Genomic DNA, 16,966 nt, shown 5'->3' on the forward strand with positions numbered 1-16,966 from the left:
ATGATATGCGAACATTGCAAGCAGCGCAATGCGACAGTAACTGTAACACAAGTTCAAAATAGTCAGAAGGTGGAGCATCATTATTGTGACGTTTGCGCTTCGCAGTTCCATCCATTTCATGCAGAGTTTAAGCAAGAGCCAGTTTCAATTCAACAATTATTATCCAATTGGTTCGGCTCACCAACGTGGCAACAAAAAGTTGGTGAAAAGCAACAAGCACCACCCCAACAACAAACGTGCCCACACTGTGGGTTTACGTATAAGCGATTTTTGAAAGAGGGGAAATTCGGCTGTCCTAGCTGTTATGACACTTTTGCTGAGCATTTGCCAAAGCTCTTTAACCGTATTCAGGCCGGACCTCAACATATTGGCAAAATGCCGGGTGCTCATAGCAATGTCTATGTCATAAAAAAACAAATTGAAGATATTCGCAAACGGATGAAAGATGCCGTAGACGAAGAACAATTTGAAGAGGCTGCAAAGCTTCGTGATGAGGCAAAGGAACTTGAAAATCAGCTACAATTCGAAGGTGGTGATGTGTCGTGATGATTGAGCCATTTTTAGAGAGTGCTACACCTGTATGGATGCATATAGAAGATGATTATTCAGATATTGTCATAAGTACACGCATTCGGCTTGCTCGGAATTTAGATGGTTACCGTTTCCCACTCGTGTTCTCAGAGGATGAAGCACTACAGGTGGAGCAAGCAGTTACACACGCTATTCAAGACAGTCCTAAACTCCTTGAAAGGTACTCTTATTTTGCTATAAAAGATTTAACACCATTACAACGACAAATCCTAGTTGAAAAACATTTAATTAGTCCGCAGTTAGCCAAAAAAGAGCTAGTTGGCTCAATGCTTCTATCTGAGGATGAATCCATTAGCATCATGGTGAACGAAGAAGACCATTTACGCATTCAATGTATGACGGCAAGTTTTCAACTTCAAAAGGCATACGAACAGGCCAATAAAATTGATCGTGCCTTAGAAGGGGCACTACCCTATGCATTTCGAGATGATTTTGGCTATTTAACAAGTTGCCCAACGAATATTGGTTCAGGACTTCGGGCTTCTGTCATGATGCATCTCCCGGTCCTAACATTAACTGGTCAGATGAATCAAATAATAAATGCCATGACACGATTAGGAATGACGGTTAGGGGAATATATGGAGAAGGTAGCGAAAATCTAGGAAATGTTTACCAAGTGTCGAATCAGATTACCCTTGGAAAAACAGAAGATGATATTTTAGCAGACATCCAAAGTGTAGCTGAAAAAATTATTCAAAAAGAACGGCAGGCAAGGGGAAAGCTGATGGATAAGGCAGAACTTGCTTTAGAAGATCGTATTTATCGTGCTTTAGGCACCTTGACTCATGCTCGCATTTTAACGAGTGAGGAAGCGGCTACCTGTTTATCAAATGTACGTTTAGGAGTGGATTTACAGTTGATTGATGGCATAAAGGCCGCAACTTTAAATGAATGTATTGTCTGTATGCAACCTGGATTTTTACAGCATTATGCAGGCGAGGCACTACCACCGTCCGAACGTGACCGAGTACGAGCAAAGATGCTTCGTGAGGCATTATTTCAAGAAACTTTGAGTAAGCCTACTATAGGGGGAAAAGGAGAGGATTCATATGATGTTTAATCGTTTTACACAACGCGCACAAAAAGTATTACAGCTTGCACAGGAAGAGGCGATTCGTTGGAAACACGAATCAATAGGGACTGAGCATATTCTTTTAGGGCTTATTCGTGAAGGCGGGGGTATTGCAGCGAAGGCATTAGAAGCCATTGATATTAGCCCTCAAATGATTGAAGTTGGCATTGAAGAATTAGTTGGTAAAGGTACAGAGGATGTTGGTCCAATCGTTCACTATACACCTCGTGCTAAAAAGGTAATTGAACTATCAGTCGATGAATCACGTAAATTAGGTCATTCCTATATCGGTACAGAGCATTTACTATTAGCATTAATTCGTGAAGGCGAAGGTGTGGCAGCTCGCGTCTTAAACAATGCGGGTGTCGGTTTAAACAAAGCGCGTCAGCAAGTATTACTGTTGCTTGGTAATAACGACAATGCGCAATCTGGTCAGCAAGCAGCACAGGCCGCTAATACACCTACATTAGATAGCCTAGCGCGTGATTTAACGCAAATCGCACGTGAAGGTTCATTAGACCCTGTTATTGGTCGTAGTAAAGAAATCACACGCGTTATTGAAGTACTATCGCGCCGTACAAAAAACAACCCCGTTTTAATTGGTGAGCCAGGGGTGGGTAAAACGGCCATTGCAGAAGGCTTAGCGCAGCAAATTATTAATAATGAGGTGCCGGAAATCCTTCGTGATAAACGTGTAATGACCCTTGATATGGGGACAGTTGTTGCAGGTACAAAATACCGTGGTGAATTTGAGGATCGTCTAAAAAAAGTAATGGATGAGATTCGCCAAGCAGGTAATGTCATTTTATTCATTGATGAATTGCATACATTAATCGGTGCTGGAGGTGCGGAAGGTGCAATTGATGCATCAAATATTTTAAAACCATCATTAGCACGTGGTGAACTGCAATGTATCGGTGCAACAACTTTAGATGAGTACCGTAAATATATTGAAAAGGATGCTGCTTTAGAGCGTCGCTTCCAGCCAATTCAAGTAGATGAGCCAACTGTTGAAGAGGCTATTCAAATCATCCATGGTTTACGAGATCGTTACGAGGCACATCATCGTGTGAAAATTACAGATGAAGCTATTGAGGCAGCAGCGAAAATGGGTGATCGCTATATTTCGGATCGCTTCTTACCAGATAAAGCAATTGACTTAATTGATGAAGCAGGTTCTAAAGTACGCTTACGTTCATTTGCAGTTCCGCCAAATCTAAAGGCGCTGGAAGATAAGCTTGAAAATGTTCGTTCTGAAAAAAATGCAGCTGTTTCTGGTCAAGAATTTGAAAAAGCGGCTTCTTTAAGAGATACAGAGCAGAAGTTAAAAGACGAAATTGAAACAACACGCAAAACGTGGAAAGAAGAACAGGGTAAAGCTGAATCCAAGGTAACTGTGGACGATGTGGCAGCGGTTGTATCGATGTGGACGGGAATACCAGTAGCGAAAATCGCACATGAAGAATCGGCGAAGCTTTTACAACTTGAAGGGGAGTTACACAAACGCGTTGTTGGTCAAAGCGAAGCAGTAGAAGCAATCTCTCGTGCAATTCGTCGTGCAAGAGCAGGCTTAAAGGACCCGAAACGTCCAATCGGCTCATTCATTTTCCTTGGTCCTACAGGTGTCGGTAAAACAGAGCTAGCTAGAGCGCTTGCTGAAGTAATGTTTGGCGATGAAGATGCGATGATTCGTGTTGACATGTCAGAGTACATGGAGAAACATTCGACATCACGTTTAGTTGGTTCACCTCCGGGCTATGTCGGCTTTGACGATGGTGGTCAGCTTACAGAAAAAGTTCGCCGTAAACCATATTCTGTTGTGTTACTTGATGAAATTGAAAAGGCACATCCAGATGTCTTCAATATATTATTACAAGTGCTAGAAGATGGCCGTTTAACAGATTCTAAAGGCCGTGTGGTTGATTTCCGAAATACGGTGGTCATTATGACATCAAACGTTGGTGCGGATGCATTAAAATATCAAAAAAACCTAGGTTTCAGTTTAGGTGGTTCGGAGTCGAAGCATAAAGATATGAAGGGCACTATGTTAGAAGAGTTGAAAAAAGCATTCCGTCCAGAATTCTTAAACCGTATTGACGAAATGATTGTCTTCCACTCGTTAGAAAAAGGACACTTAAAAGAAATCGTATCGATGATGGCAAACGCTTTAACAAAACGTCTAAAAGAACAAGACATTTCGCTTGAGTTAACAGATTCAGCACTTGAGAAAATTGCGGATGAAGGTTACGATCCACAATACGGTGCCCGTCCAATTCGTCGTGCACTGCAAAAACAAGTGGAAGACCGTTTATCGGAAGAACTTCTTAAAGGCAATGTTGAAAAAGGAAATCAAGTTATTATCGATTATGTGAACGATGAGTTTGTCGTGAAGAAAAAAGAGGGTGTCTCGATTTCAAAATAATTCTACTGAATTATAGAACAAATAGAGCATCAGTAATCGATTAAAAATTTACTTTATGGAAAGGCAGCGAGGCCATAGTGCTAAGCTGTCTTTTTTTATGTAAAATAGAAATAAGAACAAATATTCGAGGTGATAGCAATTATGGCAAAGAAAAAAACAAAATTTGTATGCTCGGGTTGTGGCTATGAATCTGCAAAATGGATGGGAAGATGTCCAGGTTGTGGGGAATGGAACAAGATGGTGGAAGAGGTTGAGGTCGTAGCGAAGGGGCCACGTGGAGCTTTTCAGCATTCTGCAACTGTTACACAAAAAGCGTTACCAATTATGCAGATAGAGACGGTGGAGGAATCTCGTGTGGCAACAGAAATGGGCGAGTTGAATCGTGTCTTGGGTGGTGGAATCGTGCCTGGATCGCTTGTATTGATTGGTGGGGATCCTGGGATCGGGAAATCAACACTACTCTTACAGGTGTCAGCGCTGTTGTCGAATAAAGGGCATCGTGTGCTTTATATTTCTGGTGAGGAATCGATTCGTCAAACGAAGTTGCGTGCTGAGCGTTTAGGCGTGATGTCACAGGAGCTTTATATTTATTCAGAGACGAATTTAGAGTTGTTAAATCAAACAATTGATGATGTACAGCCGAAGTTTGTTATTGTGGATTCTATTCAAACCGTTTTCCATCCAGAAGTGACAAGTGCGCCTGGTAGCGTGTCACAAGTACGTGAATGTACAGCAGAGTTGATGCGTATTGCGAAAACAAAAGGCATTGCAATTTTCTTAGTAGGTCATGTGACGAAAGAGGGGCAAATTGCTGGTCCACGTATATTAGAGCATATGGTTGATACAGTGTTATATTTTGAGGGCGAACGTCATCATAATCACCGTATTTTACGAAGTCAGAAAAATCGCTTTGGCTCTACAAATGAAATTGCTATTTTCGAAATGCTACAAGGAGGCTTAAAGGAAGTATTAAATCCGTCTGAGCTATTTTTACAGGAACGTTCGCAAGGTGCGGCGGGTTCAACAATTGTGGCATCAATGGAAGGAACGCGCCCAATTTTAGTAGAAATTCAATCACTTGTGACACCAACAAGCTTTAATTACCCAAAACGCATGGCAACTGGGGTGGATCAGAACCGCGTACAATTACTCATGGCAGTACTTGAAAAGCGGATGGGGCTCATGCTGCAAGCGCAAGATGCATATATTAAAGTTGCTGGCGGGGTGAAGCTTGATGAGCCAGCGATTGACCTTGCTGTGTTGACGAGTATTGTTTCAAGTTTTAAGGATCAAGCAGTCAGGGGGACAGATTGTTTTATTGGGGAAGTAGGCCTAACCGGGGAGGTCCGCCGTGTATCTCGTATCGAACAGCGCGTTATAGAAGCAGCAAAACTCGGTTTTAAACGTGTATTCATCCCTACTTCTAATATCGGTGGATGGGATTTCCCGCAAGGTATTGAAGTTGTCGGTGTTGAAACGATAAAAGATGCATTGCATGCATGCTTCAGAGAGGTATAAAGAAATTGTGCATGTTGGACAATGCGCCGACATGCACTTTTACTTCATCGATTCATCAATCGCTTCAGTTAAATGTCCTACAAAAACCAATAAAAACTATCGGAAGACTTTATATCTTTCGGTAGACTTCAAAATCTTCAGTGATGGAAGGTGAAATTAAAGATATTTTAATGGGCTCAGGAAAGATTTTCTACAGTAAACTATGTATAATCAAATATAAGAATGGGAGGTGACAGCTTGTGAAAAAGTTTATTCAAATTGCCTTTTTACTAATCGGAGGAGCTTTAGGCTTTGTTTTCTTACCGCCATTATACGAATTGCTTCATTTATCTTCTAATCCTTGGCTTGATAATCCTTACGTATCAGTAGCTTTAGGGGCACTTTTACTATTTACATTATCGTTTGCATTTTCTGATTATTTTGTACGGCTGATTAGCTGGATGGAAGAGGTGCTGTTTAAAGTACCCGTTGGTGACTTATTATTTGGTACACTCGGGCTGATTATCGGACTCATTGTCGCTTATTTTTTAGGCTTTGCGATTGATAGTGTACAATTTGTAAAATTACCGGTCATTACGGAGGTTGTACCAATAGTCCTGTCATTTGTACTTGGATATTTAGGCTTCCGTGTAGGGTTTAAAAAACGCGATGAACTACTGCAGTTGTTTACATTGCGCGGTAATAATGCCAAAAAGAAAGCGAATGAGGGTGTTGGTGTACAAGAAATACGAGGTAGCTATAAGCTTTTAGATACAAGTGTTATTATCGATGGGCGCATTGCAGATATTTCTGAAACAGGCTTTATTGAAGGGATATTAGTTGTGCCACAGTTTGTGTTAACGGAGCTACAACATATAGCAGATTCTTCGGATACGCTAAAACGAACAAGAGGTCGCCGCGGTTTAGATATTTTAAAAAAGCTGCAAGATGAACGCATGACGAAGGTCGAGATTACGGAAGAAGACTTTGAAGATGTACAGGAAGTGGACTTAAAGCTTGTGCGACTTGCAAAGAAAATGGGTAATGGTACACAAATCGTTACAAATGACTTCAACCTTAACAAAGTGTGTGAGTTACACCAAGTGAAAGTTTTAAATATTAATGATTTAGCGAATGCAGTGAAGCCAGTTGTTATTCCAGGTGAGGATATGCAAGTAGTTGTTATTAAGGACGGAAAAGAGCATAACCAAGGCGTCGCTTATTTAGATGATGGTACGATGATTGTCGTAGAAGGTGGTCGAAGCTATATAGGACAGGCAATTACAGTAACAGTAACGAGTGTTCTGCAAACATCAGCTGGTCGTATGATCTTTGCCAAGCCAAAGGATGATTAGGAAGTGGGAAAGTTGCAATATGAAGTAGTATTACCTGCTGCTGGTAGCGGAAAGCGAATGGGTGCAGGACAAAATAAATTGTTTTTAAAGCTCTTAGAGAAACCTATTTTAATACACACATTAGAAGTATTTGAGCAAGACGAACAGTGTACAGGCATCTGGCTTGCAGTAAAGCCAGAAGAACGAGCAATCATTCAAGAAATGCTCGTGACATTTGGCATCTCTAAGGTTAAGGGTTTACCTGATGGTGGGGCTGAGCGTCAACATTCGGTCCATTCCTGTATGAAGGAAATGGAGCAAGTTGATATTGTTCTTGTACATGATGCTGCACGGCCTTTTATTAGACATGATATTATTGCAAATCTTGTACAGAGTGCACACGATTTTGGAGCTGCCATTGCGGGGGTACGTGCGAAGGATACAATGAAAAAGGTACGTAATGGAGTCATTGAGGAGACGGTAGACCGTGAAAGTCTCTGGATGATTCAAACACCCCAAGCCTTCCAATTTGATTTAATTGCGGAAGCGGAAGATGTCGCGGAAAAAATAGGTTTCCTTGGTACGGATGAAGCAATGTTAGTCGAACGTCTCGGTCATGTAGTGCACATCGTGGAAAGCAGTTATGAAAATGTGAAGATGACAACGAAAGAAGATTTAGTTTTTGGTGAAGCCATTTTACGTAAACGTGCATTAGAAACGTTTTAAAGAATAAATATAAAATCTCGTCAGGCTGATTAGCTGATGAGATTTTTTAGTATAAACATTCATGGCATATACGACATGAATTGAGATGTATTTCATAAAATTTGAATTCTTAATCTACCTGCTATACTGTATCTCCTAAATTGGTTTTTTATCTAGTAAAAGAAACAATTGCAATATAGAACTGATCGTATAGGCTGACAACAAAATTTCCTAGGAAATATGTTAAAATGTGAGGGTATGATTATTCAGATAAAATATAAAAACGGAAGAAGGTGAGCGCTGCTACAATCATCTGTGTTGTAGTAGCAGAATTGTATGTTTCGAATAGGACAAGGGTTTGATGTACATGCATTTGAAGAAGGGCGCCCATTAATTATAGGTGGTATAACTATTCCACATGAAAAGGGATTAGTTGGCCATTCAGATGCAGACGTATTATTACACACGGTAACAGATGCGGCACTTGGTGCAATCGGTGAGGGGGACATTGGCCGTCATTTCCCTGATACTGATCCAGCATTTAAGGATGCAGATTCAGCAAAATTGCTTGAGCATATTTGGAAAATTGTTGAGGATAGAGGTTATGTGTTAGGGAATGTAGACTGCACAATTATGGCGCAGCGTCCGAAAATGGCACCATATATAGAACAAATGCAAAATCGTATTGCCGAATTACTTCATGCAGAACCTTCGCAGGTGAATGTTAAGGCAACGACGACTGAGCGATTAGGTTTTACAGGCCGTGAAGAAGGTATCGCCTCTATGGCAACCATTTTATTAATTAAAAAATAAAATGAAGGCGTGTGCTATATTCCTAAACACGCACTACTTTTATTTCCTATACTACAGTGGTAAAATGAACAAAGTTAAAAAGGTCGGAATTTTTTCAGACGAACATTTAGGAGGCTTTTAATTATGACCAAAGAAGTTCGCGTTCGTTATGCACCATCACCAACAGGTTTCTTACATATTGGTGGGGCGCGTACAGCGTTATTCAACTATTTATATGCAAGACATCACAATGGTAAATTCATCGTACGTATCGAGGATACGGATATTGAGCGTAATGTAGAAGGCGGAGAGGCATCTCAGCTAGATAACTTAAAGTGGTTAGGCATTGAATATGATGAATCTATCGATATTGGGGGTCCATATGCGCCTTATCGTCAAATGGAGCGTCTAGATATTTATAAAGAGCATGCACAAAAGCTATTAGATCAAGGTTTAGCTTATAAATGTTTCTGTTCATCAGAAAAACTAGAAGCATCTCGTGAAGAACAAAAGGCTCGTGGCGTTGCAGCTCCAACTTATGATGGGACTTGCCGTCATTTATCAGCTGAAGAAGTAGCGGCTAAAGAAGCAGCTGGTGAACCATACACAATTCGTATGCGTGTACCTGAAAACGTAACATATGAATTCGATGATTTAGTACGTGGACAAGTATCATTCGAATCAAAGGATATCGGTGACTGGGTACTAGTAAAAGCGAATGGTATTCCGACATACAATTACGCGGTAGTATTAGATGATCACTTTATGGAAATCTCACACGTTTTCCGTGGTGAAGAGCATTTATCAAACACACCTAAGCAATTGATGATTTTCAATGCGTTCGGGTGGGAATATCCATGCTTCGGTCATATGACATTAATCATTAACGAAAATCGCAAAAAATTATCAAAACGTGATGAATCAATTATTCAATTCGTAACGCAATATAAAGATCTTGGTTACCTTCCAGAAGCCATGTTTAACTTCTTTGCATTATTAGGCTGGTCTCCAGAAGGGGAAGAAGAGATTTTCTCGAAAGAACAATTAATCGAAATGTTTGATGAAAAACGATTGTCAAAATCACCATCTATGTTCGATAAGCAAAAGTTAACTTGGATGAATAATCAGTACATCAAAAAATTATCATTAGAAGAAGTGGTGACATTATCTTTACCACACTTACAAAAAGCTGGCTTATTGCCTGAAGAATTAACAGCAGAAGAGCGTGTTTGGGCGACTGATTTAATTGCACTTTATCATGAACAAATGAGCTTCGGTGCGGAAATTGTGGAATTATCTAGCCTATTCTTCAACGACCATATTGAATATGATGAAGAAGCGAATGAAGTCTTAGCTGGTGAGCAAGTACCAGAAGTAATGGCAGCATTTAAAGTACAGCTTGAAGGTTTAGAAGAGTTTACACCAGAAACTGTAAAAGCAGCTATTAAAGCTGTACAAAAAGAAACAGGCCATAAAGGCAAAAACTTATTTATGCCAATCCGTGTTGTCACTACTGGTGAAACACATGGTCCTGAATTGCCAAATGCAATTTGCCTAATTGGTAAAGAAAAAACGATTGCTCGCGTAGAAAAATACGCGCAATAATAGAATTTTATTGACAATTGGTTTCTTCCATGTAAAATGAATTTAACTTTTAAAAATTCGCATATATTAAGGTTAATCTAATATTTTAAAGTGTTGATAAGGAGAAGTACGTGGCGCATGCTCTAAAGAGAAGACCATCACCGGCTGAAAGTGGTCTGAGCCAAGGCGAAACCGAAATGCACCTTTGAGTATAGAGCTGAACGTTAAGTAGGCTTTATCGATTCGTTCCCGTTACAGAACGTCCAGAGTGGAGGGCCTTTGCCTTCAATCAGAGTGGAACCGCGCAAATTTAGCGTCTCTGTCATTCCTTAATAGGAATGATAGGGACGTTTTTTTCGTTGTTCCAAAGGGCGCAATGGAGTGTTTAAATTGCTAAGGGAGTAAGACAGATCAAAATTGAAAAGGGGGAGTTTTTTATGTTTAAAAGAATGAAGGAAGATGTAGAAACGATTTTTGAAAATGATCCAGCGGCACGCAGTGTGCTGGAAGTTGTATTAACATATTCAGGTTTACATGCTACGTGGGCGCATCGTATGGCACACTGGTTCTTTAAAAAACGTTTTTACTTTATTGCACGTTCGATTTCACAAATAAGTCGCTTCTTTACAGGAATTGAAATTCATCCCGGAGCAAAAATTGGCCGTCGCTTCTTTATAGACCATGGTATGGGGGTTGTTATAGGTGAAACCTGTGAGATTGGTGATAATGTTACGCTTTATCAAGGTGTCACACTAGGTGGTACAGGGAAAGAAAAAGGGAAACGCCATCCGACATTACAGGATAATGTACTAGTGGCAACAGGTGCAAAAGTATTAGGTTCGATTACAATTGGTGAGAATAGTAAAATTGGTGCAGGATCAGTTGTGTTAAAAGAGGTGCCGCCGAATGCCACAGTTGTTGGTATTCCTGGTAAAATTGTGATGAAAGATGGTGTTCGTTTAGAGAAAAAACTAGACCATCAAAATATTCCTGACCCTGTAGAGGAACGTTGTCAAGGTTTCGAGAAGCAAATAGCAGCATTGCAAGAAGAAATCGGACACTTACAAAAGGAGAGAGAAAAGCAATGAGTATCCAAATTTTCAACTCATTAAAAAGACAAAAAGAAACTTTCGTACCGTTAGAAGAAGGCAAAGTTAAAATGTACGTGTGCGGTCCGACAGTCTATAACTATATTCATATTGGGAATTCTCGTCCTGTAATTGTTTATGATACTGTACGTCGATATTTTCAATACAAGGGCTATGAAGTGAAATTTGTTTCAAATTTCACGGATGTTGACGACAAAATTATTAAAGCCGCCAACGAGCTTGGCGAGGAAGTTCATGAGCTAACAGAACGTTTTATTGCAGCGTATTTTGAAGACGTTACAGCATTAGGTTGCAAAAAAGCAGATGTGCACCCTCGTGTTACAGAACATATGGGAGACATTATTGATTTCATAAAAGTTTTAATCGATAAGGGCTATGCTTATGAGTCAGCAGGAGATGTTTATTATCGAACACGTAAATTTGACGGTTACGGCAAGCTATCACATCAATCTGTGGACGATTTAAAGATTGGCGCTCGCATTGAAGCTGGTGAGAAGAAAGACGATGCGTTAGATTTCGCTTTATGGAAAGCGGCTAAGCCTGACGAAATTTACTGGGAAAGTCCTTGGGGCAAAGGACGACCAGGTTGGCATATTGAGTGCTCCGTTATGGCACGCGAGCATCTAGGTGATACAATTGATATTCATGCAGGTGGTCAAGATTTAACATTCCCACATCATGAAAATGAAATTGCCCAATCAGAAGCACATAATGACAAAACATTTGCGCGTTACTGGATGCATAATGGGTATATTAATATTGATAATGAAAAAATGTCAAAATCCCTTGGAAATTTTGTACTTGTAAACGATATTCGTAAACAGATTGACCCACAAGTGTTACGTTTCTTTATGCTATCTGTACACTACCGCCATCCAATTAACTTTGCGAAAGATTTAGTAGATGCAGCAGCTACTGGCCTAGAGCGTATTCGTACAGCTTACAATAATGTCAAACATCGCTTAACGGCAACTGCTAGTCTTGGCGATAATTCAGAGGAATGGCTAGAAAAAATAGCTGAACAAAAAATTCAATTTGAAGAAGCGATGGACGATGATTTTAATACAGCCAATGCAATTTCAGTATTATTTGAACTAGCGCGAATCGCCAATATTTACTTGAATGAAACGAATACTGATGAGAAAGTATTGACTAGTTTTACTGAAACTTTTGAGGTAGTTGGTGACGTCTTAGGTATTGAGTTTGCAAAAGAAGCTGAACTTTTAGACGAAGAAATCGAAGCACTTTTACAAGAGCGCGTAGATGCACGTAAAAACCGCGATTTTGCCCGTTCAGATGAAATCCGTGACCATTTGCAAGCGCAAGGTATCATTTTAGAAGATACTCGCCAAGGAACTAGATGGAAACGAGGGTAAAGAACTTGGATAAACTCCGAAATGAAGATGTGAAGCAATTAAATGCATTAGCCCTCGCATATATGGGAGATGCGGTTTTAGAACAGCAGATTCGTGAGCATTTACTGCGTGCGGGTCGCGTAAAACCAAATACACTTCACAAAGAAGCAACGCATTATGTATCTGCGAAGGCACAGTCTATGATTGTGCATCGCATGATGGATGAAAACTTTTTAACAGAGCAGGAATTGGCTGTGTTCCGTCGAGGGCGCAATGCTAAATCTGGCTCTGTGCCAAAAAATACAGATGTACAAACATACCGTAATAGCTCAGGCTTTGAGGCTGTGCTTGGTAGTCTCTATTTATTACATGAAATAGAACGCGTAGATGAAATCATTGCATACGCTATTCAAATAATCGAGGAATCAAAAGGAGTGTCGAAATAATGGCAGAACAAAATGGTGAAATTATTGCCGGTAAAAACCCAGTGTTAGAAGCACTTCGTTCAGGCCGCGATATGAATAAGGTATGGATTGCAGAAGGTGTAAAAAAATCTGGAGTAGGTGAACTACTAGATTTAGCGCATGAACGTGGAATCATAGTTCAATTTGTACCGAAAAAAAAGGTAGATCAATTATCAGATGCAAATCACCAAGGAATTGTTGCTTCTGTTGCCGCATATAGTTATGCTGAACTAGACGACTTATTCTTAGCAGCAGAAAAAAAACAAGAGGATCCATTTTTCTTAATTTTAGATGAATTAGAAGACCCGCATAACTTAGGCTCTATTATGCGAACTGCAGATGCAATTGGTGTGCATGGTATTATTATTCCTAAGCGCCGCTCAGTCAGTTTGACAGCTGTTGTTGCAAAAGCTTCAACGGGTGCCATTGAACATGTACCTGTTGTGCGAGTTAATAACCTTGCGCAAACGGTTGATGAGTTAAAAGATCGCGGCGTATGGATTGCGGGTACAGACGCGAAAGGCTCTGTAGATTATCGTAAAATGGATGCGACATTACCACTTGCTATCATTATTGGTAGTGAAGGGAAAGGAATGGGTCGCTTATTAAAAGAGAAATGTGACTTTTTATATCATTTGCCGATGGTTGGGCATGTCACATCATTAAATGCTTCTGTAGCCGCTGCGCTTTTAATGTACGAAGTGTACCGTAAACGTCAAGAAGCGAATGACTGACGATGAAAAACATTTTGCTTGTCGACGGATATAATATGATTGGTGCCTGGAAAGAGCTACGTCCATTACGTGACACAAATTTTGAGGATGCACGTAAGCGATTGATTGAACTTATGGCTGAATATAAGGCAGCTATGGGGTGGCGAGTGATTGTCGTTTTTGACGCGCATCTTGTACCAGGTGTGGAGCAATCGTATATAGAAAACGATATCGAAATCATTTATACACGGAAAAATGAAACAGCAGATGAGCGTATTGAAAAGATGACACAGGAATTAAAAGCAAGACATGTACAGATTCATGTAGCAACCTCCGATATGGCAGAGCAAAATGTGATTTTTGGTAATGGTGCTCTTCGTAAATCGGCAAGGGAGCTTGAGATTGATATGGGGATTATTCAACATAAAATTTCTCATGATGTAAAACGTAAGCAAGATAGCAAGCCGCCTTCTCGTATAGAATTAAAGCCAGATGTTGCATTGGCCTTCGAAAAATGGCGTCGCGGTTTAAAATGATTGATTGACGCGTATTTTCCAATTCCGTTATACTGTTCCTAATTATCTGTTGTAGCTGAGGTGATACCATGTTTAAAAATAGTATTGTACAAGTGACACAAGATTTTGAACGATTCAATGATGAAGAACTTATTGAAATGGTGCATCAAGGTAATACAGATGCGTTGGATTTTTTAATTACAAAATACCGTTTGTTAGTAAGGGCAAAGGCGAGATCTTATTTTTTAATTGGTGCGGATAAAGAAGATATTGTGCAAGAAGGCATGATTGGCTTATATAAAGCGATTCGTGATTTTAAAGGGGATAAACTTGCCTCTTTTCGCGCTTTTGCAGAATTGTGTATTACAAGACAAATTATTACGGCGATTAAAACGGCAACAAGACAAAAGCATATTCCACTTAATTCCTATGTTTCTTTGGACAAGCCAATTTTTGACGAAGAATCAGACCGCACCCTGATGGATGTGCTAACAGGTGCTATTATGGATGATCCAGAAGAGTTAATGATTCATAGAGAAGAGTTTGGTTATTTAGAAGAAAAGATGGGTGAGATTTTAAGTGAGTTGGAGCTACAAGTTTTAGCTCTTTACTTAGACGGACAATCCTACCATGAAATTTCTGCAAAATTGAATCGCCATGTGAAGTCTATAGACAATGCATTGCAACGAGTAAAGCGAAAATTAGAGCGACATCTAGTTCTAGAAGAAATATTATAGAGGGTGCCTACCCGTGTTGACATTGACAAATATAGGTGTTAGTCTTTAAAAGACAAAGTGCCGAAAAGGTGATTAAATGGCAAAGAAAGTCGTGCTTAATTGTGATAAATGCGGCTCGAGAAATTACACGCTTCCTGCTAAGGAAGGATCGACTGTACGCCTCGAATTAAAGAAATTTTGCTCGCATTGCAATGAACATACAGTGCATAAACAAACGCGATAAATGATTTATAAATAGACAGATACGATTGATTCGGAGGTTAGGCTAGAATGGGCAAGATTAAAGGATTTTTCAGCGACGTAATGTCGGAAATGAGAAAAACAAGCTGGCCAAAAAGTAAAGAACTGACGAAATATACAGTAGTCGTAATTTCGACTGTAGTAATTATGGCTTTATTTTTTGTGTTAGTAGACTTAGGCATTTCATCATTATTCCGCTGGTACTTAGAGTTATAATTTAGTAAAAGAGCATGTTAATACTTTTGAAAATAGCCCGTCCATTACTATAACGGGTTTTTTCGTTTGTTTTATGAAGTAAACGGCAGTAAAATGTTCTCATTATGATAAGTGTGCTACTCGCTATTAATTGGGGTAGATTAGATGACTATACTTATTAAGGTATATATCATCGAGCTTTCGCTTGCTATTAGCGAAAGCTATGTTTTTCTAATGGGGATATTGTGAAAAGAGTAAAGAGTGCAATTAGCATAACACAATCATTTTCACTTTTATTTGTAAGGGAGGGACGGACGAGTAGTCCTAGTAGTTATGGAGAAAAATTGGTATGTTGTTCATACGTATTCAGGGTATGAGAACCGTGTAAAAGCAAACCTAGAGAAACGTGTTGAAACAATGGGCATGCAAGACAAAATCTTCCGTGTCATTGTTCCAGAACATGAAGAAACAGAAATGAAGGATGGGAAAAAGCGTACAATGATGCGCAAGGTTTTTCCGGGTTATGTTCTAGTAGAACTAATCATGACAGATGATTCTTGGTATGTTGTGCGTAATACGCCGGGTGTAACAGGCTTTATCGGTTCTTCAGGTGGCGGTGCAAAACCAACACCTTTATTACCAGAGGAAGCAGATCGTCTACTACAACAAATGGGTATGACTGATAAAGTTGTAGAAATCGATATTTCTGTAGGTGAGGCAGTTGAAGTATTAGAGGGACCTTTTGCGCACTTCCAAGGACGTGTTGAAGAAATTGACACTGAAAAAGGAAAAGTGAAAGTATCTGTCGATATGTTTGGTCGCGAAACAATAATGGAACTAGATTTTGAGCAAATAAAAAAATTATAACTACTGGGTAGTTAATAACGGAATGAACTGAACCTGTGGCATATGTCGCAGATTTTGTTAATTACTACTTGCTTAAAAAAAATAAAAGTGGTATCATTTCAAAGGTCAGACTGTCATACTTTGGTTTGACGTCTGCAATGATAATTTTAATGTTATCGGCAATTAGCTGACAGACAGATATTGAGTGGGAGGGGCAACCCAATTACCACATCACGGACTTAAGGAGGTGTGTCTCGTGGCTAAAAAAGTTATTAAAGTTGTTAAACTTCAAATCCCTGCTGGTAAAGCAAACCCAGCTCCGCCGGTTGGTCCTGCATTAGGTCAAGCGGGTGTGAACATCATGGGATTCTGTAAAGAATTCAATGCGCGTACTGCAGATCAAGCTGGTCTTATTATTCCAGTAGAAATTTCAGTATTCGAGGACCGTTCATTTACTTTCATTACAAAAACTCCACCTGCAGCAGTTTTACTTAAAGTAGCAGCTGGTATCCAATCTGGATCAGGTGAACCAAATCGTAAAAAAGTGGCGACGGTTAAACGTGATAAAGTTCGCGAAATCGCTGAAACTAAAATGCCAGACCTTAACGCTGCTTCAGTAGAAGCTGCTATGTTAATGGTTGAAGGTACTGCACGAAGCATGGGTATTGTTATCGAAGACTAATCCCAGTTACTTGATGATGTATTTGTTTTTGGAAGGTTGCGGAGTTTCTTTGTGAACGCGCAACCTTTATTCGTGGGAGGTAAAATCCGCTATAACCACAATCAAGGAGGAA

At 39.8% G+C, this 16,966-nt stretch carries 18 protein-coding genes and 1 other annotated feature; all 18 genes read left to right on the plus strand.

Annotated features, from left to right (window positions below; translation table 11 throughout):
• The 18 genes from ACQKII_RS15320 to rplK all read left to right on the plus strand — a co-directional run bounded on the left by ACQKII_RS15320 (position 1) and on the right by rplK (position 16,854).
• Entirely contained in the window at positions 1-546 is a 546-nt protein-coding gene (locus ACQKII_RS15320) for a UvrB/UvrC motif-containing protein (RefSeq protein ID WP_427460669.1), read from the plus strand.
• Positions 543-1,652: a protein arginine kinase gene (locus ACQKII_RS15325; RefSeq protein WP_427460671.1), complete on the plus strand. Its 1,110-nt coding sequence runs from the start codon at positions 543-545 to the stop codon at positions 1,650-1,652. Before ACQKII_RS15320 ends, ACQKII_RS15325 begins: the two co-directional genes overlap by 4 nt.
• Entirely contained in the window at positions 1,642-4,086 is a 2,445-nt protein-coding gene (locus tag ACQKII_RS15330) for an ATP-dependent Clp protease ATP-binding subunit (RefSeq protein WP_427460673.1), read from the plus strand. Before ACQKII_RS15325 ends, ACQKII_RS15330 begins: the two co-directional genes overlap by 11 nt.
• Before the next feature lie 141 nt (positions 4,087-4,227).
• Positions 4,228-5,604, plus strand: a complete 1,377-nt coding sequence (gene radA / locus ACQKII_RS15335; protein WP_427460675.1) for a DNA repair protein RadA — start codon at positions 4,228-4,230, stop codon at positions 5,602-5,604.
• A 239-nt stretch (positions 5,605-5,843) separates the two neighbouring features.
• Positions 5,844-6,938: a PIN/TRAM domain-containing protein gene (locus tag ACQKII_RS15340; RefSeq protein WP_427460677.1), complete on the plus strand. Its 1,095-nt coding sequence runs from the start codon at positions 5,844-5,846 to the stop codon at positions 6,936-6,938.
• Between the two features lie 12 nt (positions 6,939-6,950).
• Entirely contained in the window at positions 6,951-7,643 is a 693-nt protein-coding gene (ispD, locus tag ACQKII_RS15345; protein WP_427460764.1) for a 2-C-methyl-D-erythritol 4-phosphate cytidylyltransferase, read from the plus strand.
• Positions 7,644-7,958: 315 nt separating this feature from the next.
• Positions 7,959-8,435, plus strand: coding sequence for a 2-C-methyl-D-erythritol 2,4-cyclodiphosphate synthase (gene ispF, locus ACQKII_RS15350; RefSeq protein ID WP_427460679.1), 477 nt, complete (start codon positions 7,959-7,961; stop codon positions 8,433-8,435).
• A 123-nt stretch (positions 8,436-8,558) separates the two neighbouring features.
• On the plus strand, positions 8,559-10,019 hold the full coding sequence (gltX, locus tag ACQKII_RS15355) for a glutamate--tRNA ligase (protein WP_427460680.1): 1,461 nt from the start codon (positions 8,559-8,561) through the stop codon (positions 10,017-10,019).
• Between the two features lie 84 nt (positions 10,020-10,103).
• Positions 10,104-10,322: a binding site (T-box leader), on the plus strand.
• A gap of 113 nt (positions 10,323-10,435) precedes the next feature.
• Entirely contained in the window at positions 10,436-11,086 is a 651-nt protein-coding gene (epsC, locus tag ACQKII_RS15360) for a serine O-acetyltransferase EpsC (protein ID WP_427460682.1), read from the plus strand.
• Positions 11,083-12,483: a cysteine--tRNA ligase gene (gene cysS / locus ACQKII_RS15365; RefSeq protein WP_427460684.1), complete on the plus strand. Its 1,401-nt coding sequence runs from the start codon at positions 11,083-11,085 to the stop codon at positions 12,481-12,483. The genes epsC and cysS overlap by 4 nt, the downstream gene beginning before the upstream one ends.
• 5 nt (positions 12,484-12,488) lie before the next feature.
• Positions 12,489-12,908, plus strand: coding sequence for a Mini-ribonuclease 3 (locus tag ACQKII_RS15370; protein WP_427460686.1), 420 nt, complete (start codon positions 12,489-12,491; stop codon positions 12,906-12,908).
• Positions 12,908-13,660, plus strand: a complete 753-nt coding sequence (gene rlmB / locus ACQKII_RS15375; protein WP_427460688.1) for a 23S rRNA (guanosine(2251)-2'-O)-methyltransferase RlmB — start codon at positions 12,908-12,910, stop codon at positions 13,658-13,660. The genes ACQKII_RS15370 and rlmB overlap by 1 nt, the downstream gene beginning before the upstream one ends.
• Before the next feature lie 2 nt (positions 13,661-13,662).
• The gene (locus ACQKII_RS15380; RefSeq protein ID WP_427460690.1) at positions 13,663-14,175 is read left to right on the plus strand and encodes an NYN domain-containing protein; all 513 of its coding nucleotides are present in this window, start codon (positions 13,663-13,665) and stop codon (positions 14,173-14,175) included.
• A 68-nt stretch (positions 14,176-14,243) separates the two neighbouring features.
• Positions 14,244-14,891 (plus strand): RNA polymerase sporulation sigma factor SigH, encoded by a 648-nt coding sequence (gene sigH / locus ACQKII_RS15385; RefSeq protein WP_143996799.1) that lies wholly within the window; start codon positions 14,244-14,246, stop codon positions 14,889-14,891.
• A 76-nt stretch (positions 14,892-14,967) separates the two neighbouring features.
• The gene (gene rpmG, locus ACQKII_RS15390; protein WP_427460692.1) at positions 14,968-15,114 is read left to right on the plus strand and encodes a 50S ribosomal protein L33; all 147 of its coding nucleotides are present in this window, start codon (positions 14,968-14,970) and stop codon (positions 15,112-15,114) included.
• A 47-nt stretch (positions 15,115-15,161) separates the two neighbouring features.
• The gene (secE, locus tag ACQKII_RS15395) at positions 15,162-15,347 is read left to right on the plus strand and encodes a preprotein translocase subunit SecE (protein ID WP_010860622.1); all 186 of its coding nucleotides are present in this window, start codon (positions 15,162-15,164) and stop codon (positions 15,345-15,347) included.
• Between the two features lie 312 nt (positions 15,348-15,659).
• The gene (nusG, locus tag ACQKII_RS15400) at positions 15,660-16,193 is read left to right on the plus strand and encodes a transcription termination/antitermination protein NusG (RefSeq protein ID WP_427460694.1); all 534 of its coding nucleotides are present in this window, start codon (positions 15,660-15,662) and stop codon (positions 16,191-16,193) included.
• 235 nt (positions 16,194-16,428) lie between these two features.
• On the plus strand, positions 16,429-16,854 hold the full coding sequence (gene rplK / locus ACQKII_RS15405) for a 50S ribosomal protein L11 (RefSeq protein ID WP_004233593.1): 426 nt from the start codon (positions 16,429-16,431) through the stop codon (positions 16,852-16,854).
• Positions 16,855-16,966 lie beyond the last annotated feature (112 nt).

It is taken from the genome of Lysinibacillus sp. NPDC048646 (assembly GCF_050272295.1).
Lineage (GTDB): Bacteria > Bacillota > Bacilli > Bacillales_A > Planococcaceae > Lysinibacillus.